The organism is Mycolicibacterium setense (genome assembly GCF_000805385.1).
Classification (GTDB): Bacteria; Actinomycetota; Actinomycetes; order Mycobacteriales; family Mycobacteriaceae; genus Mycobacterium; species Mycobacterium setense.
This window is the reverse complement of sequence record NZ_JTJW01000008.1, coordinates 55,595-77,526: the sequence shown is the minus strand read 5'-3', so window position 1 is coordinate 77,526 and position 21,932 is coordinate 55,595. Positions and strand designations below refer to the sequence as shown.

At 65.9% G+C, this 21,932-nt stretch carries 18 protein-coding genes and 1 tRNA gene; 11 read left to right on the top strand and 8 right to left on the bottom strand.

What is annotated here, in order from left to right:
• Positions 1–51 precede the first annotated feature (51 nt).
• Together QQ25_RS18720 and QQ25_RS18715 are read left to right on the top strand one after the other, a co-directional pair.
• Positions 52–621, top strand: coding sequence for a TetR/AcrR family transcriptional regulator (locus QQ25_RS18720; RefSeq protein WP_039380386.1), 570 nt, complete (start codon positions 52–54; stop codon positions 619–621).
• Entirely contained in the window at positions 618–2,057 is a 1,440-nt protein-coding gene (locus QQ25_RS18715; protein WP_039380385.1) for an FAD-dependent monooxygenase, read from the top strand. The genes QQ25_RS18720 and QQ25_RS18715 overlap by 4 nt, the downstream gene beginning before the upstream one ends.
• A 14-nt stretch (positions 2,058–2,071) precedes the next feature.
• Here the strand turns inward: QQ25_RS18715 and QQ25_RS18710 are convergent, their stop codons facing one another.
• Both QQ25_RS18710 and QQ25_RS18705 read right to left on the bottom strand, forming a co-directional pair.
• Positions 2,072–2,740 carry an alpha/beta fold hydrolase gene (locus QQ25_RS18710; RefSeq protein ID WP_039380383.1) on the bottom strand — a complete coding sequence of 223 codons (669 nt, stop codon included), beginning with the start codon at positions 2,738–2,740 and terminating at the stop codon, positions 2,072–2,074.
• Positions 2,737–3,867, bottom strand: coding sequence for an FAD-dependent monooxygenase (locus tag QQ25_RS18705; protein ID WP_039380382.1), 1,131 nt, complete (start codon positions 3,865–3,867; stop codon positions 2,737–2,739). Before QQ25_RS18705 ends, QQ25_RS18710 begins: the two co-directional genes overlap by 4 nt.
• A gap of 70 nt (positions 3,868–3,937) precedes the next feature.
• Here QQ25_RS18705 and QQ25_RS18700 point away from each other — a divergent pair, with 70 nt between their 5' ends.
• Entirely contained in the window at positions 3,938–4,816 is an 879-nt protein-coding gene (locus QQ25_RS18700; RefSeq protein WP_039380380.1) for a LysR family transcriptional regulator, read from the top strand.
• 23 nt (positions 4,817–4,839) lie between these two features.
• On the opposite strand, the gene QQ25_RS29785 is transcribed toward QQ25_RS18700, so the two are convergent.
• The 3 genes from QQ25_RS29785 to QQ25_RS30225 form a co-directional block, all read right to left on the bottom strand.
• Positions 4,840–5,670: a hypothetical protein gene (locus tag QQ25_RS29785; RefSeq protein WP_052235916.1), complete on the bottom strand. Its 831-nt coding sequence runs from the start codon at positions 5,668–5,670 to the stop codon at positions 4,840–4,842.
• Positions 5,657–6,736, bottom strand: coding sequence for a hypothetical protein (locus QQ25_RS18690; RefSeq protein ID WP_039380378.1), 1,080 nt, complete (start codon positions 6,734–6,736; stop codon positions 5,657–5,659). The genes QQ25_RS29785 and QQ25_RS18690 overlap by 14 nt, the downstream gene beginning before the upstream one ends.
• Positions 6,737–7,021: 285 nt before the next feature.
• Entirely contained in the window at positions 7,022–7,249 is a 228-nt protein-coding gene (locus QQ25_RS30225; protein WP_234711940.1) for an SAV_915 family protein, read from the bottom strand.
• Positions 7,250–8,222: 973 nt separating this feature from the next.
• Here QQ25_RS30225 and polA point away from each other — a divergent pair.
• The gene (gene polA / locus QQ25_RS18680; RefSeq protein WP_234711953.1) at positions 8,223–10,895 is read left to right on the top strand and encodes a DNA polymerase I; all 2,673 of its coding nucleotides are present in this window, start codon (positions 8,223–8,225) and stop codon (positions 10,893–10,895) included.
• Positions 10,896–10,902: 7 nt separating this feature from the next.
• Here the strand turns inward: polA and QQ25_RS18675 are convergent, their stop codons facing one another.
• Positions 10,903–12,105 carry a PrsW family intramembrane metalloprotease gene (locus QQ25_RS18675; RefSeq protein WP_039381063.1) on the bottom strand — a complete coding sequence of 401 codons (1,203 nt, stop codon included), beginning with the start codon at positions 12,103–12,105 and terminating at the stop codon, positions 10,903–10,905.
• Between the two features lie 227 nt (positions 12,106–12,332).
• Between QQ25_RS18675 and rpsA the strand changes: the two genes are divergently transcribed.
• From rpsA to QQ25_RS18660, 3 genes are all read left to right on the top strand, one after another.
• A complete protein-coding gene (gene rpsA / locus QQ25_RS18670) occupies positions 12,333–13,772 on the top strand; it encodes a 30S ribosomal protein S1 (RefSeq protein WP_029108909.1) in 1,440 nt (479 codons plus the stop codon).
• A gap of 78 nt (positions 13,773–13,850) precedes the next feature.
• Complete coding sequence (gene coaE, locus QQ25_RS18665) at positions 13,851–15,014, top strand: dephospho-CoA kinase (RefSeq protein ID WP_039380374.1); 1,164 nt, start codon at positions 13,851–13,853, stop codon at positions 15,012–15,014.
• Between the two features lie 105 nt (positions 15,015–15,119).
• Positions 15,120–15,854, top strand: coding sequence for a FadR/GntR family transcriptional regulator (locus QQ25_RS18660; protein ID WP_039321340.1), 735 nt, complete (start codon positions 15,120–15,122; stop codon positions 15,852–15,854).
• A gap of 3 nt (positions 15,855–15,857) precedes the next feature.
• Here QQ25_RS18660 and QQ25_RS18655 read toward each other — a convergent pair whose 3' ends face one another.
• A complete protein-coding gene (locus QQ25_RS18655) occupies positions 15,858–16,445 on the bottom strand; it encodes a hypothetical protein (RefSeq protein ID WP_052235914.1) in 588 nt (195 codons plus the stop codon).
• 11 nt (positions 16,446–16,456) lie between these two features.
• Positions 16,457–16,963 carry a ribonuclease FAU-1 family protein gene (locus QQ25_RS18650; protein ID WP_198530827.1) on the bottom strand — a complete coding sequence of 169 codons (507 nt, stop codon included), beginning with the start codon at positions 16,961–16,963 and terminating at the stop codon, positions 16,457–16,459.
• Between the two features lie 81 nt (positions 16,964–17,044).
• Between QQ25_RS18650 and uvrB the strand changes: the two genes are divergently transcribed.
• The 4 genes from uvrB (at position 17,045) to QQ25_RS18630 (ending at position 21,623) form a co-directional block, all read left to right on the top strand.
• Entirely contained in the window at positions 17,045–19,216 is a 2,172-nt protein-coding gene (uvrB, locus tag QQ25_RS18645; protein ID WP_039380372.1) for an excinuclease ABC subunit UvrB, read from the top strand.
• Between the two features lie 45 nt (positions 19,217–19,261).
• On the top strand, positions 19,262–20,668 hold the full coding sequence (locus QQ25_RS18640) for an MFS transporter (RefSeq protein ID WP_039380370.1): 1,407 nt from the start codon (positions 19,262–19,264) through the stop codon (positions 20,666–20,668).
• Between the two features lie 55 nt (positions 20,669–20,723).
• On the top strand, positions 20,724–21,491 hold the full coding sequence (locus tag QQ25_RS18635; protein WP_039380368.1) for a DUF899 domain-containing protein: 768 nt from the start codon (positions 20,724–20,726) through the stop codon (positions 21,489–21,491).
• Between the two features lie 61 nt (positions 21,492–21,552).
• A tRNA-Cys gene (locus QQ25_RS18630) sits at positions 21,553–21,623 on the top strand.
• The last annotated feature ends 309 nt before the right edge of the window (positions 21,624–21,932 follow it).

The following is a 21,932-nucleotide window of genomic DNA, read 5'->3' as shown; positions in this document are numbered from 1 at the left end:
TGGTGGCGATAATCGATTGTGGTGTACGAAACGGTTTCGTACGCTTGGGGCATGGTCCGAGGAATGGAACGTGAGCAGGCGGTACTGGCCGCCACGATCGAATTGTTGGGTGAACGCGGCTATGCCGCGCTGACCATCGATGCCGTGGCGGCGCGGGCAAGCGCCAGCAAGGCCACCATCTACCGCAGGTGGCCGAACAAGGCCCAGTTGGTCCGCGCCGCCCTGGACGCAGCCGACGCGGCACGCAACGCGGCCGTGCCCGATACCGGTCACCTGCGCGGTGATCTGTTGGCGGTCATGGACGCGCTGGCCGCGGAGGTGGCCGAGCCGCTGACTCGGGTGACCGCCGAACTGGCGACGCTGATGCGCCACGACCAACAGCTGGCCGAGGCTCTCCGCGAACACCTCGACAAGGAGGAGCTCTCACCCTTCCACGACGCGCTGCAACGGGCCGTTGCCCGCGGAGACATCGCGACCGACACCGATGTGGAGTTGATCCACGACGTGGCCGAGGCGATGATCCTGCGACAGATCCACCTCGACCTGCCCGTCGACGCGGCGTTCAGTGTGCGGCTGATCGACGACGTGCTGCTGGTCCTGCTCGGAGGTGCCCGCGGATGACCGTCGTGATCGCGGGTGCCGGGCCGACCGGACTGACCCTGGCCATCGAATTGGCCCGCCGCGGTGTGCCCTGCCGGGTGCTGGACAAGGCCGCGACGCTGTTCCCCGGCTCGCGCGGCAAGGGACTGCAGCCACGCACCCTGGAGGTCTTCGACGACCTCGGCGTGATCGGCGCCGTACTGGCCGCCGGTGAGCCGTTTCCGCCCATGCGGCTCTACCGCGGCGCGGACGTGGTGTGGGAGAAACCGATCTACGAGCTGCTGGGACTGCCCGAGTTGGAGGCCACCCGGGCCGTGCCGTATCCGTACACGTGGCTCCTTCCGCAGTGGCGCACCGACCAGATCTTGGCCGCGCGATTCGCCGAATTGGGCGGAATCATCGAATTCGACACCGAGGTAACGGGTTTCGATCAAGGCGCAGACGGCGTCACGGTCCACACCAACCGGGGTCCGGTCTGCGCCGAGTATCTGGTCGGCGCCGACGGCGGCCGTAGCACCGTCCGCAAAATGTCCGGGGTTGAGTTCCTTGGCGGCGCACTCACCGAGGAACGCATCGTGGTGGGCGACGTGCGCGCCGCCGGGCTCGACGGACGATGCTGCCACCTGCTGACCCGTGACGGCGACCAGGCGAGGCGGTTCTCGCTGTGGAACCTGCCGGGCAGCGACCATTACCAGTTGGTGGTGACGATGGCACCGGGCGACGAGATCCCCGCTCTGACCCTCGAAGGCATGCAAGCCGTGCTGGAGCGCCGGTCGGGTCGAACGGACATCGTTTTGTCGGACCTGAGGTGGATCTCGCTGTATCGGGTGAATCTGTTGATGGCACAACACTTCCGGATGGGCCGCGTGTTGTTGGCCGGGGACGCCGCCCACGTGCATTCGCCCGCCGGGGGACAAGGCGTCAACACCGGGGTCCAGGATGCCTACAACCTCGGCTGGAAACTGGCCGCTGTGTCGGCCGGAGCGCCTGGGGCCCTCTTGGACAGTTACGAGGCGGAGCGCCTGCCCGTCGCCGCCGAGGTGCTGCAGCTCAGTGGCCTGCTGCACCGCCAGGGGTTCGGTGCCACAGCGCCTGCGCCGGCGGCCATCCACCAGTTGGACATCAACTACCGCGGTGGCCCGCTCGCGGTCGATACCGATCCGTCCGGTGCGCTGCGCGCCGGCGACCGGGCACCCGACGGTCTCCTGCCGGATAGTCGCAGACTGTTCGACGTGTTCCGCGGCCCGCACTGGACCGCGCTGCAATTCGGGTCGGACCCAGTCGATTTCGGCATCCCGCAGGTGCGCCTCGCGCCGAACGCTGACTACGACGTGCCCGTCGGCTCCCATGTCCTGGTCCGGCCCGATGGTTACGTCGGCGCGATCAGCACCCGGGCCGACGTCATCCGTGACCAGCTCCGTCAGACCGGGCAGGCTCCGGCAGCTATTTCAGGATGACGGCGACGGCCACGTCATCCGCCGGCCGCCTCGAGCAGGATGTGCACCAAGTCGTTGTGGTTGTCGCGCATGAGGTTGTGGGCGCCGTCGAGTGAGTACGTGGTCCACGCGGGGTCCGTCCGGAGTCGTTGGTAGGTCGGCGCGAACGGCGATTCCGTAGGCCATCGCTGCGCGTAGACGAAGGTCCGGCGTATCTCCGACGGCGCGGTGCTCAGCCGGATCGGCTGCATCAGCGACGCGAGTGGATGCGCCGTGGCGCGGTCATCGAAGAACGGCAGCGGGGGCACACCGTAGCCGGTCGCATCAACGCCGATGTACCACTCGCGCTGCTCGTCGTTGGTCAGGGTCCAGCAGGAGTCGCCGTCTCGCGGTGCGAACGCGTCCAGATATACCAGTGAATCTACTTGCTGCGGAAGGCGATCCGCGACGGCGGTGATCACCATGCCGCCGTAGCTGTGTCCGGCCAGTACCGCATCGGTCACATGGTGGGCGCGCATCTCCGCGATCACGTCGGCGATATGGGTTTCCAGGTTGACCCCGGCGTGGGCCAGGTGCGAGCGCTCGGCCACCCCGGTCAGCGTCGGCGTCAACACCCGGTGGCCCTCGGAGCGCAGCGCGGCGGCGAGATCGTCGAAGCACCAACCGCCGTGACACGCACCGGGTACCAGAACGTACGTGGTCATCGGGAACTCCTGTCCGCGCGGGTGTTTCGTCGATAGTCGGCGGTGACCTGGGCCAGATCCCGGGGATCACCGGCATGCATCTCGCGATTGGCGTGCACCACAGCTGTGGTCTCTGGGATTCGGCGGGCCTCGTAGCCGGCGACGCCGCGTCCGGCGGCCAGCTCGTCGGCGAGGGCGCGGGCATCGAGAATGGCCTGTGAGCCGCCGTTGGCGCCGACGGGATACATCGGGTGCGCGGCGTCGCCGAGCAGCGTGATACGTCGAGTGCCCCAGCGGGACAAGGGCTCGCGGTCGACCATCGGGTACTCGAACACGGCCGCGGACCGGGCCACGAGTTCGGCCGGGTCCAACCAGTCCAGCCGCCAGTCGGACATGCGGGCGGCCACCGCCGTGGGATCGACCGGAGCATTCCAGTTGGCATCACCGGGGAGCGGGCCGGGTTCGGCCTCGGCGACCTGCAGCACCCAGTTCACCAGGCCACTGCCGATCGGGTAGGTCACCAGCTCGAGCCCGCCGGGGCCTTTGACGATCGCCATCGTGCGGCCGTCGAGAAACGGCCGGATGTGGCTCGCGCCGCGGAACATTCGGACTCCCGACCAGATCAGCGGATCGGGGCCCGGATGCAACCGCCGGCGCACCATCGAGTGGACTCCGTCCGCTCCGACGAATAGCTCGGCAGTGAACTCTCCGGCCCGGGTCGCCACACGGACCTGGCGGTCGGTTTCCTCGAAATCGGTGACGGCGGAGTCGGTGCGCACCGCGTCGGAACCCAGGCGAGACCGGACCGCCTCGAGCAACAGCATCTGCAACCGGCCGCGGTGTACCGAGCATTGCGGGTAGCCGTAGCCGCCCTCGATCCCGCGCGGCTCGCGGAACAACAGGGAGCCGTCGGCGGTGTAGAAATCGATGACGGCCGGGGTGGCGGCGATGGCGCGAACGGCCTCGCCGAGTCCGAGTTCGGTCAGCTCGCGCACGGCGTGTGGCAACAGGTTGATGCCCACGCCGAGGGCACGCAGTTCGCGGGCGCCTTCCAGCACGATGACGGGAAAACCGTTCGCGTGCAAGGTGAGTGCGGCGGTGAGGCCGCCGATACCGGCCCCGGCGATGACAATAGGTTTAGCGGACATGCCTCCAGCCTCGGCTGCGCCAAACGATAAGTCCAATACATAGTTGGTCCATAAACTATTGTGATCAGTTATGGAATTGCGGCAGCTCGAATACTTCGTCGCGGTGGCCGAAGAAGCCAACTTCACCCGCGCCGCTGAGCGCGTGCACGTCGCGCAACCAGCGGTCAGCGCCCAGATCCGCCACCTTGAGCGCGAACTCGGTCAGCAACTGTTCGATCGAAGCCGGCGCGCGGTCCGGCTGACCTCCGCCGGTGAAGCCGTGTTGCCCCACGCGCGGGCAGCGCTGGCCGCCGTCACCGCCGCCCGCACCGCGGTCGAGGAACTCGACGAATTGCTTCGGGGCTCGGTCGTGGTGGGCACCGTGACGGCCCACGATTTCGACATGGCGGGATTGCTCGCCGAGTTCCACGCGGCACATCCGCTGGTCGACATCACGTTGACCACCGACGAGTCCGACGCGCTGCTGGAGAGCGTGGATTCGGGACGGCTCGATGCGGCCATCGTGTCGGTGGGCGCCGAACTGCCAGCCGGTCTGGCCGCCGAGGTGGTGACCGACCAGCGCATCGTCGCAGCGGTGGCAGGCGACCATCCGTGGCGGCGACGGCGCACCGTCGCGCTGCGCGAACTCGCGGACCACCCGGTGATCGCCCTGCCGAGCGGCGCCGGCATCCGCCACCAGTTCGACCGGGCCTGCCGCTCGGCCGGGGTGGCGGCGCGGGTCGCGTTCGAGGCCAGCACCCCGAACGCGCTGGCCGACCTCGCCGAGCGTGGGCTCGGGGTCGCGGTGTTGCCGGAGTCGGTGGCCATCGCGCGGACTGCGCTGCACCCGTTGCCCATCACGCCGGAGCTGCGGGGCCGGTTGGTGTTCGCATGGCGTGCGCAGGGGCCGATGAGTCCGGCTGCCAGGGTGTTGATCGAGATGGCTCGCCGCCGTCTGCGCGTCAGGTGACTGGCTGGCTGCCACATAACAGGTCAGCGAACCGGTTGCATGTACTGCGCGCGGGCGAGGGCCGCTTCGGTTCCGAGTTCTGCACGCAGTTCTGGGTTTTCGACGTAAGTCCGCACGTAGCTATACAGGATGTATGGGTCGACATCGAACTGCCGACAGTCGAATTCGATCATCGGTGCCGGCGGCAGGCGGTCGATGCGCCAGAGTCGTGTGGTGTACCGCCGATTCCAATCGGCATTGGCATAGGCGATCCCCAGAATGATCGGATGTCCGTCGGTAACCGCCTTGAAGGACACCAGGGACGACCAGGGCAATCGCGACTCGAAGCTCCTGCCGTGCTGAATAATTCCCTGACTCGTCAGTGTGACGCCGCCACGGCGGACGCGTCCTGCAACCACGACCGCGATGAAGGACGCGAAAACGACACCCAGGGCGCCGATCACCACGGCGAAGCCGGGAAACCCCTCATCTTGGTCGATAAATGTCTCGATCGCGGCCGTCGCGCAAAGCAGAGTGCCGCACCCCATCAAGGCAACCAGAATCGTGAATTGCCAGCCTGAGTATCGGATTTCCGTCCCCGGAACACCATCCCGCTCTATCGTCCGGATTGCCGACGAAAGGTGCATGCGGCGATACCGGCCCACGAGGGCGAATGCGACAATGAGGGCAGTAAACAGTGCGAAGAGCAAAAAATATTTCAGTGCAATAACGTTGCCTGCTGCGGCGATCATGATTCCGAACAGGAACGAAAAGGCGGATATGGCACTCAGTCCGACGGCGGAGAGGTGGAACTTGACACCGTCATGGGCGTCCGTCCAACCTGCGGGAATGTCTTGATGCTCAGAAGATTGCATCCCACGCCCCTTTGGCAAGTCCACCAATGGCCTGCCCCGTGCCGGCCACAGCGGCGGCTCCATCGCTGATGGCATCGCCGAGGCTGCCGATGCCGTTCTGATAGAGGGAATCGACAGCGCCGGAGGTAAAAATCCCGACCGTTGCGCCGACCAGAGCGCCGCCTACTGTTCCGACTCCGGGAATGGGAATCGCGCTGCCGATCAGCGCACCAGCGCCAGCTCCCGCCAGGACTGAAGCACCGAAGCCAGCAGCGCCGGACACGATGGCCTGGTCAACGTCTTTGCCATTGGCAATGTCGTACACGACGCCGGCTACCGCAAGACCTCCACCGACCTTGAGGCCGATCGAAGCCCCCTTTGCCCTGACGTTCTCGGCGTTCTTGACTGCGTCCTTGGCTTGGTTCGCGGCGGCGCGAGCGTCATCAATATCTCTGTAGATCAAGGCGGCGGGAGTGCCAGGAGGTGCGGATTTTGCCCTGTTCAGGTCTCTCGCTGCTTGTTCGTCCAAGAACTCGGCGTGTTTCAACATTGTCGAGGCATTTACGTCGATGAGCGCGCCAGCTCCACCATTGATCAGATCGGATACCACAAAGAACCACTTTGTTCTGAGGTCCGTCCAGGCATTCTTGAGGGTATCCGCACCGAGTTTCTCCATAGTTCGGGCGGCCTCTGCGGCGTGGAAAGCTGCATTGTACGCATCAATTAATGCTTCTTCCGCGGCATCCTGAATGATGAACCCATCCACGGTCAATCCGGCACTCATTGCGGTGTTGCGAACTGTTTGCATTTCAGACTGAGCGCGCTGGAGGTCCGCCGCGAAGGCATCGATTGCCTGCGCACTATTTGTGATGGCTGTTTCCAGCCCGTCAACCTTCATTGCGCCACTTGTCATTCGCGCAACGAAGGCGTCCCCGGCCTCACCTTGCCAGTCGGCAGTTGCCGTCGTTCGGGCAGCATGAATTGTATCCGCTGTGTGCGAAACCTTGCTCGCCAGGGTCGACCGAAGCCAGTCAGCTGCCGAGCGAACGGAATTTGGATCCCCCTCAATCTTTGTGTCGATTGGCACTCATTCACCCTGTCCGCATGGCTTCATTCAGCGCGTCGGCGCCTGCCTCATCCTGTCTGCGATAGCCGGCGCTGGCCGAAGCGACCGCACCCGCTACTGCTTTGACTGCCACGACAAGCTGACCGGCGTTGTCGGTTAGCTGTGAAAGAATCCCCAGAATCGCCGGTGTTCCCCATCCGCCGTCAACTGACCTCGGTGCCGAGGCACTCGCCGTGTCGAGGTCGGCGCTGGTACCCGACAAGGACTGAGATACCTTATCGAGCGCATCGGGGTCTATATAGAGTGTCACTTTTGCCCTCGGCGTTGTTGGATAGGAATTTCAATGTCGAGCATCAGCATTTGAAACGGGTGCAAATTTTGCAAATTGGAGAGGACAGCGGTCGGCACCACGATCCAGGCCTGATCGTCGCCACAGCATTCGTACAGTCGGTCAAGCGCCGAATATGCAAGAAGTGCCGTCCTTCCGTCTCGAGTCTCACGCATGTCGATCCGTGCATCATTTGGATCGTCCACTGCTTCAGCGCACGGCAAATAAACGACAGGCGGAAAGTCCCGTGGAATCGCTTTGGGCTGCGATCGTTTGTCGCCGACACTGTTCGCAACCTCGACATAATGGTGAACCGGTGGCCCTTCGGCTCGGTCCCGCGCGGGTTGGGGGGCGGAGGGGATCTTGGACTGCTGGACCGGGGCTGCCTGCGCACGTGTACCGCCGACAGCGGGTTCCCACTGATGCTGAGTGCGGTTTTCCGACTGTGAATCGACCGGTATATGACCTGCAGGTCTCCCGCCCGCATTGGCAGAACCCGCACTGCGATTCGATGGCTCCGAATAGTCCATCAGCCGTAATCCCCCTTGCCGAAGCCCCCGATACCAACAGGTGCCGCCTTCTGAAAACCAGGTGCCGCCTTCTGAAACGCGGTACCCCGCATCTCGCACTGCCGTCCGGCTAGCAACCTAGGCTAGCAAGCTATTGATGCCCAGTTGCGCGGCACTTTCTGGGCCCGGGGACACCGGGTCCTGGGCGGCAAGCGCGGCCTGCAGGTGAACGCCCACCGGAAGCGTCGGTGATAGCCCGCGGTCTTGAAGAGTCCGAATGCGACGGCCTACACGCGCAGTCGTTTAGGGCTGCCCGTGTCGGTGACATCAGCCGGACGCGCGGCGTTCACGAAGCGTGTGTCAAGTTGCAGTCGTTGGCATCTCACCGGACACGGGGGCGCAGGGCTCGGCGGTGATCGGTGCCACGGTCCCGGGGTCGGCGCGCGATACGAGCCGACCCATGCGCCGGGCAGTGCCCCGTCGGCGTCCACCGGAGCGCTGCGTGCGGACATCAGTCGATTCTGATCCGCTCGGGCGGGCGTGGCGGGCTGGGTTGTCCAAATGGGAGCCTGCGTTGGTTCCATTGTCAGGACCGCTGCATAGAGTTAGGGCCGTGAGCCCAACCGCAACAGACGCCAAGACCGCCACTGCCGACGAGAAGCCCACATTGATGCTGCTCGACGGCAATTCGCTGGCTTTCAGGGCGTTCTACGCGTTGCCCGCCGAGAATTTCAAGACCCAGGGCGGGTTGACCACCAACGCTGTCTACGGGTTCACCTCGATGTTGATCAACCTGCTGCGTGACGAGCAGCCCAGCCATGTGGGTGCCGCGTTCGACGTCTCGCGCCAGACCTTCCGCAAAGAGAAGTACCCGGAATACAAGGAGGGCCGGTCTGCGACCCCCGACGAGTTCCGCGGCCAGATCGACATCACCAAAGAGGTGCTCGGCGCGCTGGGTATCACTGCGCTGGCCGAACCCGGCTTCGAAGCCGACGACATCATCGCCACGCTGGCCACCCAGGCCGAGCGGGACGGCTACCGGGTGCTGGTGGTCACCGGCGACCGCGACGCGCTGCAGTTGGTCACCGACAACGTCACGGTGCTCTACCCGCGCAAGGGGGTCAGTGAGCTGACCCGCTTCACCCCGGACGCGGTGGTGGAGAAGTACGGGTTGAGTCCCACGCAGTACCCGGACTTCGCGGCGCTGCGTGGCGACCCGAGCGACAACCTGCCGGGCATTCCCGGGGTCGGGGAGAAGACCGCGACCAAGTGGATCGCCGAATACGGCTCCCTACAGGCACTGGTCGACAACGTCGAGAAGGTCAAGGGCAAGGTCGGTGATTCGCTGCGGGCCAACCTGTCCAGCGTGGTGCTCAACCGTGAGCTCACCGATCTGGTCCGCGATGTGCCGCTGCCGCAGACGCCGGACACCCTGCGGATGCAACCCTGGAATCGCGACCAGATCCACCGGTTGTTCGATGATCTGGAATTCCGCGTTCTGCGCGACCGGCTGTTCGAGACGTTGGTCGCCTCCGAGCCCGAGGTCGAGCACGGTTTCGACGTGCGGGGCCGGGCGTTGGAGCCGGGTGAGCTCGCTGCATGGCTTGCCGAGCACAGCCTGGGAAGCCGGTTCGGTCTCGCCGTGGTCGGCACACATCTGGCATACGACGCCGACGCCACGGCGCTGGCCATCGTGGCGGCCGACGGCGACGGGCGCTACATCGACACGGCCACGCTGACGCCGGAGGACGAGGATGCGCTGGCGCGCTGGCTGGCCGATCCCGGTCCGCCGAAGGCGCTGCACGAGGCCAAGCTGGCCATGCATGATCTGGCCGGGCGGGGGTGGACGCTGCGTGGGGTCACCTCCGACACCGCGCTGGCCGCGTACCTGGTGCGGCCGGGGCAGCGCAGCTTCGCCCTCGATGATCTGGCGGTGCGTTACCTGCGTCGCGAGCTACGCGCTGAATCTCCTGAGCAACAACAACTTTCATTGTTGGATGACTCCGACGGCGTCGACGAGCAGGCGGTGCAGACGCTGATCCTGCGGGCCTGCGCGGTCCTCGACCTCGCCGATGCGCTGGACGAGGAGCTGGCCCGCATCGACTCCTCGTCGCTGCTGGGCCGGATGGAGCTGCCGGTGCAGCGGGCCCTCGCCGAGATGGAGTCCATCGGCATCGCCGTCGACCTGGACAAGCTGCAGGAGCTGCAGAGCGAGTTCGCCGATCAGATCCGCGACGCCGCCGAGGCCGCCTACGCCGTGATCGGCAAGCAGATCAACCTCGGCTCGCCCAAGCAGCTGCAGGCGGTGCTGTTCGACGAGCTGGAAATGCCGAAGACCAAGCGCACCAAGACCGGCTACACCACCGACGCCGACGCGCTGCAAACACTGTTCGACAAGACCGGGCATCCGTTCCTGCAGCATCTGCTGGCGCACCGCGACGCCACGCGGCTCAAGGTCACCGTCGACGGCCTGCTCAACGCGGTGGCCTCCGACGGGCGGATTCACACCACGTTCAACCAGACCATCGCGGCGACCGGCCGGCTTTCCTCCACCGAGCCGAACCTGCAGAACATCCCGATCCGCACCGAGGCGGGCCGGCGCATCCGCGACGCGTTTGTCGTCGGAGGTGGCCCTGACGGTCCCTATGCCGAGCTGATGACCGCCGACTACAGCCAGATCGAGATGCGGATCATGGCGCACCTGTCCAGGGACGCAGGGCTCATCGAAGCGTTCAACACCGGTGAGGACCTGCATTCGTTCGTGGCGTCGCGGGCCTTCTCGGTACCGATCGACGAGGTGACCCCCGAACTGCGCCGCCGGGTCAAGGCGATGTCGTACGGCCTGGCCTACGGGTTGAGTGCCTACGGCCTGGCCAGCCAGCTCAAGATCTCCACCGAAGAGGCAAAGGTGCAGATGGAGCAGTACTTCGACCGGTTCGGCGGGGTGCGCGACTATCTGCGCGATGTGGTCGACCAGGCCCGCAAGGACGGATTCACCTCGACGGTGCTGGGCCGCCGCCGTTACCTGCCCGAGTTGGACAGCAGCAACCGCAACGTGCGCGAGGCGGCGGAGCGGGCCGCGCTCAACGCGCCGATCCAGGGCAGCGCCGCCGACATCATCAAGGTCGCGATGATCAATGTCGACGCCGCGATCAAGGACGCCGGGCTGCAGTCACGGATGCTGCTGCAGGTGCACGACGAGCTGTTGTTCGAGGTCGCCCACGGCGAGCGCGACACGTTGGAGGCCCTGGTCCGCGAGCACATGGGCAACGCCTATCCGTTGGATGTGCCGTTGGAGGTTTCGGTCGGTTACGGCCGCAGTTGGGACGCGGCGGCGCACTAGGGCCGGCTCACCAGGGCTTCGGCAGCGGAGGGGCTGCCTGGTAGTTGGCCAGCCAATGCAGGATCGGGGCGGCGGACCGGGCGGCCGTCACCGAATACACCTCTTCCTGCTGCAGCGCGTACACCTGCGCATCGCCGAAGCCGCGGTCGATACGGTCGCGGACGAAGGCCAGTTCGACGACCGCGGCGGCGAACGCCGCGACGGACTTGCCCGCGGCGCGCCCGCCGACCTGCGTGGCGTGCTTGACGAGGGCGTGGCGGGTCTTCAACGACCCGAGCCAGGTGGCCTCGTTGGGCGTGATCAGCCCGGCGGCGACCATGCCAGGAAGTTTGGCGGCCACCACGCGTTGTTCCCGGCGCCGGCTGGTGACGGCGACGACGACCATCGCGATGAAGATCGGCACCATCCAGACCGCGTACACGATGAAGTAGGTTCCGGCGCCCACCAGCGACGAGCCGTTCCACAAGCCGTGCATGAACACCGCGCCCAGGTAGCCGCCCAGGATGCACAGCGTCTTGCCGATGCCGCTGCGCCGCTGCAGCGCGAGGTAGACCCCGATCGCGGTCATCGTGGTGAACAGTGAGTGAGCGAACGGCGCCATGATGAGCCGCATCGCCGCGGTGAGCAACGATCCGGCCAGTGAATCGGCGCTCGAGATGTACATGATGTCTTCCAGCCAGGCGAAACCGAGCCCGACCAGGCCGGCGTACACCAGGCAGTCGGTCAACGAGTTGAGCTCGTTGCGGCGGCGCCCGGTCATCATGATCAGCAGGAACAGGCCTTTGGCGGCCTCTTCGATGAATGGTGCCCGGATCGCCACTGAGGCGAAGCTGTGCGCCGATTCGGCCGAGTCGACCCCTGGTGCCAGCAGCGCATCGGTGAACAGGCTCAGCACGAGCGACAGGACGATCGCCACCGCTGCGCCCCAGCCGAAGGCCAGCAGCAGCAATCGCGGAGGTTCGGGCTCCCAACGGTCCAGCCACAGGTAGGCGAATACGGCCCCGGTCATCACGATGCTGGACAGCGTGAAGCCGATGATGGCGCCGACCGGGTTGAGTGCGGTGAACAGCAGTATCAACACCCCGGTGACGACGCCGCAGGCGATAATCGCGGCCAGCGGGGCACCGACCTTGCGGACCGGCCTGGGCATGGGAGCGGTGACCGGAAACCACTGCCGATGGGCCGGGCCGGGGGTCGGGTAGTACGCCACCCGCAGAGCGTAGCCGCGGGCCGCCTCGATTCCCGGCACAAATTCGGCCGACGGATCGGCGGGCCCCGGGCGTGTCTGCCGAGGGAGGCGGTTTGTCCTGCGTGTGCCTGGTCGAGTACCCTCGTTACGTATCTGTGTGCACAGTTTTTCGGCCCACGGATGAGCACGACCGCACTATCGCAATATAACTGTCCCTACGAGTAAACCTGTCCGGAGCAACCCACCACATGCCAAGTCCCTCCATCACCTCGCCGCAAGTAGCCATCAACGACATTGGCTCGGCTGAGGACTTTCTCGCCGCGATCGACAAGACCATCAAGTACTTCAACGATGGCGACATCGTCGAAGGGACCATCGTCAAGGTGGACCGCGATGAGGTTCTGCTCGACATCGGCTACAAGACCGAAGGTGTCATTCCTTCTCGCGAACTCTCCATCAAGCACGATGTCGACCCCAACGAGGTCGTTTCCGTGGGCGATGAGGTCGAGGCCCTCGTTCTCACCAAGGAGGACAAGGAAGGCCGCCTGATCCTGTCCAAGAAGCGCGCTCAGTACGAGCGTGCCTGGGGCACCATCGAGGAACTCAAGGAGAAGGACGAGGCCGTCAAGGGCACCGTCATCGAGGTCGTCAAGGGCGGCCTGATCCTCGACATCGGCCTGCGCGGCTTCCTGCCCGCATCGCTGGTCGAGATGCGTCGTGTCCGCGATCTGCAGCCGTACATCGGCAAGGAGATCGAGGCCAAGATCATCGAGCTGGACAAGAACCGCAACAACGTGGTGCTGAGCCGCCGCGCCTGGCTGGAGCAGACCCAGTCCGAGGTGCGCAGCGAGTTCCTCAACCAGCTGCAGAAGGGCGCCATCCGCAAGGGTGTCGTCTCCTCGATCGTCAACTTCGGCGCGTTCGTCGATCTCGGCGGCGTCGACGGCCTGGTCCACGTGTCCGAGCTGTCCTGGAAGCACATCGATCACCCGTCCGAGGTGGTTCAGGTGGGCGACGAGGTCACCGTCGAGGTGCTCGACGTCGACATGGATCGCGAGCGGGTTTCGCTGTCGCTCAAGGCGACTCAGGAAGATCCGTGGCGCCACTTCGCCCGCACCCACGCGATCGGCCAGATCGTGCCGGGCAAGGTCACCAAGCTGGTGCCGTTCGGTGCGTTCGTCCGCGTCGAGGAGGGCATCGAAGGTCTGGTGCACATCTCGGAGCTGTCCGAGCGCCATGTCGAGGTCCCGGACCAGGTGGTCACCGTCGGCGACGACGCGATGGTCAAGGTCATCGACATCGACCTGGAGCGTCGCCGGATCTCGCTGAGCCTCAAGCAGGCCAACGAGGACTACACCGAGGAGTTCGACCCGTCGAAGTACGGCATGGCCGACAGCTACGACGAGCAGGGCAACTACATCTTCCCCGAGGGCTTCGACGCCGAGACCAACGAATGGCTCGAAGGCTTCGACAAGCAGCGGGAGGAGTGGGAGGCCCGCTACGCCGAGGCCGAGCGCCGGCACAAGATGCACACCACCCAGATGGAGAAGTTCGCCGCGGCCGAGGCCGAGGAAGCTGCCCGTCCGGTGTCCAACGGGTCCTCGCGGTCGGAGGAGTCGACCGGTGGCACGCTGGCCAGCGACGCACAGCTGGCCGCCCTGCGTGAGAAGCTCGCGGGCAACGCGTAACAGCAAGTACGACAACGAACGCCCCGGCCCTTTGGGTCGGGGCGTTCGTCGTTCCGGCGCCCTGACAGACTGTGGGGCGTGCTTCGTATCGGGTTAACCGGCGGTATCGGCGCCGGAAAGTCAACAGTGTCGGCGACATTCAGCGATCTCGGCGGCATCATCGTCGACGGCGACGTCATCGCCCGTGAGGTGGTCGAACCCGGAACCGAGGGGCTGGCCAAGCTGGTCGAGGCGTTCGGCGACGGGATCCTGCTGCCCGAGGGCGCGTTGAACCGTCCGGCCCTGGCTGCGGTCGCCTTCAGCGACGACGAGAAGCGCGCCACCTTGAACGGCATCGTGCATCCGCTGGTGGCGCACCGCCGGTCGGAGCTCATCTCGGCGGCGCACGAAGATGCCGTGGTGGTCGAGGACATCCCGCTGTTGGTGGAATCCCAGATGGCGCCGATGTTCCCGTTGGTCATCGTGGTGAACGCGGATCCGGAGTTACGCGTCAAGCGACTGATCGAGTACCGCGGCTTCACCGAGGAGGACGCCCGCGCCCGCATCGCCGCACAGGCCACCGAGGAGCAGCGTCGCGCCGTGGCCGATGTGTGGCTGGACAACTCGGGTAGCCCGGGCGCCGTCGTCGAACAGGCTCGCGCCCTCTGGCACGAGCGGATCCTGCCGTTCGCGCACAATCTCAAGATTCGGCAGCCGGCCCACCGCCGGCCCGATGTGGTGCCGTATGACCCGTCGTGGCCAGACCAGGCCCGCCGGATCGTGGCCCGGCTCAACACCGCATGCGGCCACCGCGCGCTCCGCATCGACCACATCGGTTCGACGGCAGTGCCCGGGATGGATGCCAAGGACGTCATCGACGTGCAGGTGACGGTCGAGTCGCTGGCGGTCGCGGACGACCTCGCCGAGGCGCTGTTGACGGCCGGCTACCCCGTGGTGCCGGACATCACGACCGACACCCCGCACAGTGATGATCCAGCGTTGTGGCACAAGCGTTTCCACGCCTCGGCGGATCCGGGTCGGCCCACCAACGTGCACATCCGGGTGGACGGCCGGCCCAACCAGCGGTTCGCGCTGATGTTCGTCGACTGGTTGCGGGCCAACCCGGGGGTCCAGGCCGATTACCTGGCGGCCAAGCGTGCCGCCTTGGCCACACCCGACTACGCGGTGGCCAAGGAGCCGTGGTTCCTGAACGCCTACCGGCGCGCCCGGGAGTGGGCGGAGGCAACGGGCTGGCAGCCTTAAATCATTGGGCCGCAGCACTTTCGCGCTCAAGGGCCCAACGGTCAAGGGTTTGGTCCGCCAAGCAGTACCGTGCGGTAGCGTTTGGTGCGTCCGAAGGGGGGACGCATGCCAACAGCCAAGCCGACATTGGTTCCGGTTCGCCAGATCGCCGCCCATGAGCTGGTGGTCGACCAGATGCGGCGGGCCTTGGAACTCGGCCAGTTCCGGCCCGGCGACCGGCTGCCCACCGAGCGCGAGCTCTCCGACATGCTCAATGTGTCTCGAACCACCGTGCGCGCCGCCGTCGCGGTACTGGAACGGGAAGGGTTGATCACGGTACGACGCGGTCGTGGCGGCGGGTTCACCGTGCAGGCACCGCAGTACGATCCGGCCCAGATGCGCCGGGAGTTGCGTCGCAACAAGCGGGAGGTCCGCGACGCCTTCGACTACCGCGTCATCGTCGAAACCGGGGCCACCCGGCTGGCAGCCGAGCGCCGTCGCGCCACCGACGTGACCGAACTGCGCAAGCTGCTCAAAGGCATGGAGTCCGCGCTGCAGACCGGGATGAACGAGCAGTCCGCGCGGCACACCACGGACTTCCAGACGCTCGACTCGGCGTTTCACCTCGGCATCGCGCAGGCCGCGCAGAACGACCGCCTGTTGGAGGCCGTCGCCGACGCCCGCCGGCGGATGTGGCTACCGGTGGGGGCGATGTTCGGACGCTTGGAGCCCAACGCCAACGACTACCACGAGTCGATCCTCGAAGCGATCGAGAACCGTGATCCGGAGCTGGCGGCTGCGCAGATGGCCGCTCACATCAACGACACCCGGCACACGGTGGAGTCCTGGCTGAAACGGTGACGGCTAGGCCGCCGGTGGCGTGGGTGCCTCGGGCGGTGCAGCGGAATCGGCGGGGGGCAGCGCGGCGGGCGCTGAGTCGACGGCCGAAGCGTCGACGGCCGGCGTGTCAACGGCGTTGCCCGGTACCGGGGCGCTCAGCGGGGCGCCGCAGGGCAGGCTGCCGTAGTTGGGATCATCCTTGGGCCGGGTCAGGCGCGGGCCGACGAAGGTGTCGGCCTGGGCGATGATCTGGTCGTCCACCAGGATCTCGCAGTGCAGGTTCGCCGAGTACGGCCAGTCGATACGTACCGCCATGCCTGCGGTCTCCGGATTCGACACCACACCGGTGGCCTCGAAGACCCGGCCCGGCAGCATCGAAGGGTCGGCGGTGTTGATGTTGTCGTCGTCGATCTTGTAGGCGATGGTCGCGTTGCGCGACACCCCGTCGATCCGGGCCCGGTAGGTGACGTTGTGAAGTTGCTGTTCGGGCAGCGGTTCGACCTGAGGCGGAGCCTCCGGATCGGCCTGTGCCGGAATGGGAATCAACAGCGCGCCGGTGAGCAGTCCTGCCACCGCGGGGAGGGCTCCCCATGCGTACTTAGCTGAACTCATAAAACCCGACCTTACGCGCCTCTCCACGTGAGGGCCATTCCGTTGCCGGACAGCCACTGATCGAGCTGATAGCCGCAGCTCGCGAGGCCCTCGATGGCGGCTGCCGCGGTTTGCACCGCCTGCTCGCCGACCTCAGGGCTCAGCAGTCCGTGCCTCACCGCGGTGAGCAGCTCGTCGACATCGCACAGTTCGACGCCCCTTCCGCTGCGGATCACCAGGTCCAGGTAGTGGTCCTCGGAATGCCACGTGGTGGGGCCGGCGGTGTACTGGCCGATGTCGAGGTAGAAGTCCTGGTCGCGTTCGTGGCCGGGGTTGAAATGGAACACGCTGGCTCGCAGCCCGAGGGACGGGAGCAGCCACGATTCCAGGTAGTGGAATTGCGCCCGACCGGGCGTCGGCCGGGCCATGTACAGGCCCCAGGGTTCGACCGTGTAGACGTCAACCGCCCGCACGATGCCCTTGGGATCGGTGTTCGTGCGGGCGACCAGGTCGAATGTCTCGTGTTTGGGCGGGTGGATGGGCCAAGCCTAACGCGGGGAGGGGGCCGCGGAAACAGCACCGATCGGAAGTTGTCGGTGCGCAGTTCTACGCTGGTGAGCATGGCCTTCGCGACCGAACACCCCGTGCTCGCGCATTCGGAGTACCGATCTGCTGTCGACGCCGTAGACGGTCTGGTCCGGACCGGTGCGCGGTTCGAGGTGGTCAGTGACTATGACCCTGCCGGTGACCAGCCGGCTGCGATCGATGAGCTGGAGCGCCGGATCAGGGCCGGCGAGCGCGACGTGGTGCTGCTCGGCGCCACCGGCACCGGAAAGTCGGCCACCACCGCGTGGCTGATCGAGCGGCTGCAGCGGCCCACCCTGGTGATGGCGCCGAACAAGACGCTGGCCGCCCAGCTGGCCAATGAGTTGCGGGAGATGTTGCCGCACAACGCCGTCGAGTACTTCGTTTCGTACTACGACTACTACCAGCCCGAGGCGTACATCGCCCAGACGGACACCTATATCGAGAAGGACAGCTCGATCAACGACGACGTCGAGCGGTTGCGGCACTCGGCGACCTCGAGCCTGCTGTCCCGGCGCGATGTGGTCGTGGTGGCCTCGGTGTCGTGCATCTACGGCCTGGGCACCCCGCAGTCTTACCTCGACCGTTCGGTGGAGCTGGAGGTCGGTCAGGAGGTGCCACGCGACGGGCTGCTGCGGCTGTTGGTCGACGTTCAATACACCCGCAACGACATGGCGTTCACTCGCGGCTCGTTCCGGGTGCGCGGTGACACCGTCGAGATCATCCCGTCCTACGAGGAGCTCGCGGTGCGCATCGAGTTCTTCGGCGACGAGATCGAGGCGCTGTACTACCTGCATCCACTGACCGGCGACATCGTCCGGAAGGTCGACTCGCTGCGGATCTTCCCGGCCACCCACTATGTGGCGGGGCCGGAACGGATGGCGCATGCGATCTCCACCATCGAGGCCGAGCTCGAGGCGCGGCTGGCCGAGCTGGAGGGGCAGGGCAAGCTGCTGGAGGCCCAGCGGCTGCGGATGCGCACCAACTACGACGTCGAGATGATGAAGCAGGTCGGGTTCTGCTCGGGCATCGAGAACTACTCACGCCACATCGACGGCCGGCCCGCAGGGTCGGCTCCGGCGACCCTGCTGGATTACTTCCCGGAGGATTTCCTGCTCGTCATCGACGAATCGCATGTCACGGTGCCGCAGATCGGCGGCATGTACGAGGGGGACATGTCGCGCAAGCGCAACCTGGTGGATTTCGGTTTCCGGCTGCCCTCGGCCGTTGACAACCGGCCCCTGACCTGGGAGGAATTCGCCGACCGGATCGGGCAGACGGTCTACCTGTCGGCGACCCCGGGCGCGTACGAGATCAGTCAGGCCGGCGGCGAGTTCGTCGAGCAGGTGATCCGCCCGACCGGTCTGGTCGACCCGCAGGTGGTGGTCAAGCCCACGAAGGGCCAGATCGACGACCTGATCGGGGAGATCCGGGCCCGCACGGAGCGCGACGAGCGCGTGTTGGTCACGACGCTGACCAAGAAGATGGCAGAGGACCTCACCGACTACCTGCTGGAGCTCGGCATCAAGGTCCGGTACCTGCATTCAGAGGTCGACACGCTGCGCCGTGTCGAGTTGCTGCGGCAGCTGCGGCTCGGCGAGTACGACGTGCTGGTCGGTATCAACCTGCTGCGTGAGGGCCTGGACCTTCCGGAGGTGTCGCTGGTGGCGATTCTCGATGCCGACAAGGAAGGCTTCCTGCGCTCGACACGCAGCCTGATCCAGACCATCGGCCGCGCGGCCCGCAATGTGTCCGGCGAAGTGCACATGTACGCCGACAAGATCACCGACTCGATGCGTGAGGCGATCGACGAGACCGAACGTCGCCGGGCCAAGCAGATCGCCTACAACGAGGCTCACGGCATCGACCCGCAGCCGCTGCGGAAGAAGATCGCCGACATCCTCGACCAGGTGTACCGCGAGGCCGACGATACCGAGTCGGTCGAGATTGGCGGTTCGGGGCGTAATGCCTCGCGTGGTCGGCGCGCCCAGGGCGAGCCGGGACGGTCGGTCAGCGCCGGCATCGTGGAAGGCCGCGACACGACGAACATGCCGCGTGCCGAATTGGCTGATCTGATCAAGGATCTGACTGAGCAGATGATGACGGCCGCACGCGATCTGCAGTTCGAGCTCGCGGCGCGCATCCGCGACGAGATCCAGGACCTGAAGAAGGAACTGCGCGGAATGGACGCGGCCGGCTTGAAGTGAGCCGATGTTGACCTCAACAGCGGTTCAGCTTCTAGCGTCGTCGATGTGACGCACACTGTGACGCCCGCCGGCGGGACCTGGCGACAACTACTGGGCGGTCGGTATCTGGGCGCGTCCACCGTGCTGGCGGGCGGCGTGCTGCTGTACGCCACCAACGAGTTTCTGACGGTCAGCCTGTTGCCCAGTGCGGTCGGCGACATCGGTGGCCACCGGTTCTACGCGTGGGTGACGACGGTGTACCTGGTCGCGTCGGTCGTCGCGGCCACCACGGTCCACTCGACACTGCTGCGGCTGGGGCCCCGGCGGGCATACTTTTTGGGCCTCACGGTGTTTGGCGCCGGAAGTCTGGGATGTGCGTTGGCTCCGAGCATGGAGGTGCTGCTCGCCGGGCGCACAGTGCAGGGGTTCGCCGGCGGTCTGCTGGCCGGGCTGGGTTATGCCGTGATCAACACCGCACTGCCGAATGTGTTGTGGACCAAGGCATCTGCTTTGGTTTCGGCGATGTGGGGTGTCGGCACGGTGATCGGCCCCGCGACGGGTGGGTTGTTCGCGCAATTCGGACACTGGCGCTGGGCCTTCGGTGTGCTGGTGGTACTGACGGTCGCGATGGCTGCGTTGGTGCCGATCGCGCTGCCGGGCCGCGAAGGCGCTGTTTCGGAGCGGCCACCCGGCATTCCGGTGTGGTCCCTCACACTGCTGGGTGCGGCCGCGATGGCGGTGAGTGTGGCGGGTATTCCGCATGATTGGCGAGCCATGGCTGTGCTGCTCGGGGTTGGGGTGGCGCTGGTCGCAGGATTCCTGTTCGTCGACCGTCGCGCCGCCGCAGCGGTCTTGCCGCCCAGCGCATTCGGACCGGGGCCGCTGAAATGGATATACCTGAGCCTCGGCGTGTTGATGGCCGCCACCATGGTCGACATGTACGTGCCTCTGTTCGGCCAACGGTTGGCACACCTGACACCGGTGATGGCCGGATTCTTCGCAGCCGTGTTGTCGGTGGGGTGGACCGCGGGGGAGATCGTCAGTGCATCGCTGCAGAACCGGCGGACGATCACGCGCACCGTGGCGTTCGCGCCCATTGTGATGGCGGTCGGATTGGCCGGCGGTGCGTTGTTGATCCGGGACGGGATGGCGCCGTGGGCAGTGGTCGCGTGGGCAGTCTCGCTCCTGATCACCGGCGTCGGCATCGGTATCGCATGGCCCCATCTGTCCGCCTGGGCCATGGGCAGTGTGAACGATCCGGGTGAAGGCCCGGCCGCCGCAGCCGCGATCAACACCGTGCAACTGATCTGTGGGGCGTTCGGTGCGGGCTTGGCCGGTGTCGTCGTGAACCTCGGCGATACCGGAGATGCTGCCGCAGCACGTTGGCTGTTCGCGGGATTCGCGGTGCTGGCGGTGGTGGGCACGGTTGCCTCCTTCCGGTCCGGCCGCGGTGCCCGCCAATACCTGCGATGAGTTTTCCCGACGGCACGGGTCTCACTCCTATACGACCAATTCGAGGAGTGATTCGATGCCACTGACACTCAATGCCTACCCAGACGTTGTCACTCGGGACGAGTGGCTCGAGGCCCGCACGAAACTACTGGCGGCCGAGCGTGAGGTGACCCACCTGCGCGACGCCGTCAACGCCCAACGCCGCCGGTTACCTATGGTCAGGGTGGAGAAGGACTACACGTTCGAAGGACCCGACGGTGAAGTGCGACTCGTCGACATGTTCGAGGGGCGCAGCCAGCTCTACATCCACCACTTCATGTGGATCGACGCGATCGACCAGGGCTGTCCCAGTTGCACCGCCGCGGCTGATCTCACCTTCACCGCACAGGACCGAGAACTGTTGCACGGCAAGGACGTCACGTTCGCCTGCGTTTCCCGGGCACCATATGCCAGCATCGCGGCGTACCGGGACGCCCACGGCTGGACATTCCCGTGGTACTCGTCGCGCGATGGCGATTTCACCTACGACTTCCACGTGACACTCGACCCGGCCCGGGCGCCGATCGAGTACAACTACATGTCCGTCGCCGAGCTCCAGGAGGCCGGCTTCGCAGACGAAGACCTCCGGGGCGACTGGCCGGGCGCCAGTGTCTTTCTGCGCCGCGGCGACGAGGTCTTCCATACGTACTCGACCTTCGCCCGTGGTCTGGACCACAGCGCGGTGGGCTACCCGTTCCTGGATCTCACCCCATACGGGCGGCAGGAACCGTGGGAGGACTCGCCGGCCGGGTGGCCCCAGGGCGGGGCAGTGGTCGGCAGGCCGGTAGGGGATGCCGACAGATAGTGATCATTGCGATCGAAACTATCGCCCCGCGTCTCAGTGCCTGGCACAGTAACCAATCGACGCGGGTGTGGCTGAGTGGTCAGGCACCGGCCTGCAAAGCCGTTTACACGGGTTCGAATCCCGTCACTCGCTCGAAGTGCCATTGTCGGTATTTTGCAGTGGGCACTGGCTTGGGGCATGAAAGTCCAGGCCAGTGCACTACTTGCGTGATTCAGTCTGCCGATTGCTTGCGGGCACAATCGACCATCGTCCGGCTGCATGTTCATTCCCCGCGATGCCGCTGCCTGCCTCAGCAAAGCGGAGACCGTACTGGACAGGTGTCGGCGCCAGACGCCTCTCGTGCAAACACGAGGTCAAATGCCTGACTCAGCTGAGCAGGTGCCATACTTTCTCGCTTAGCAGGTGTATGAGTTTGTCTGGGCAGAGGATTTGTGGCCGCGC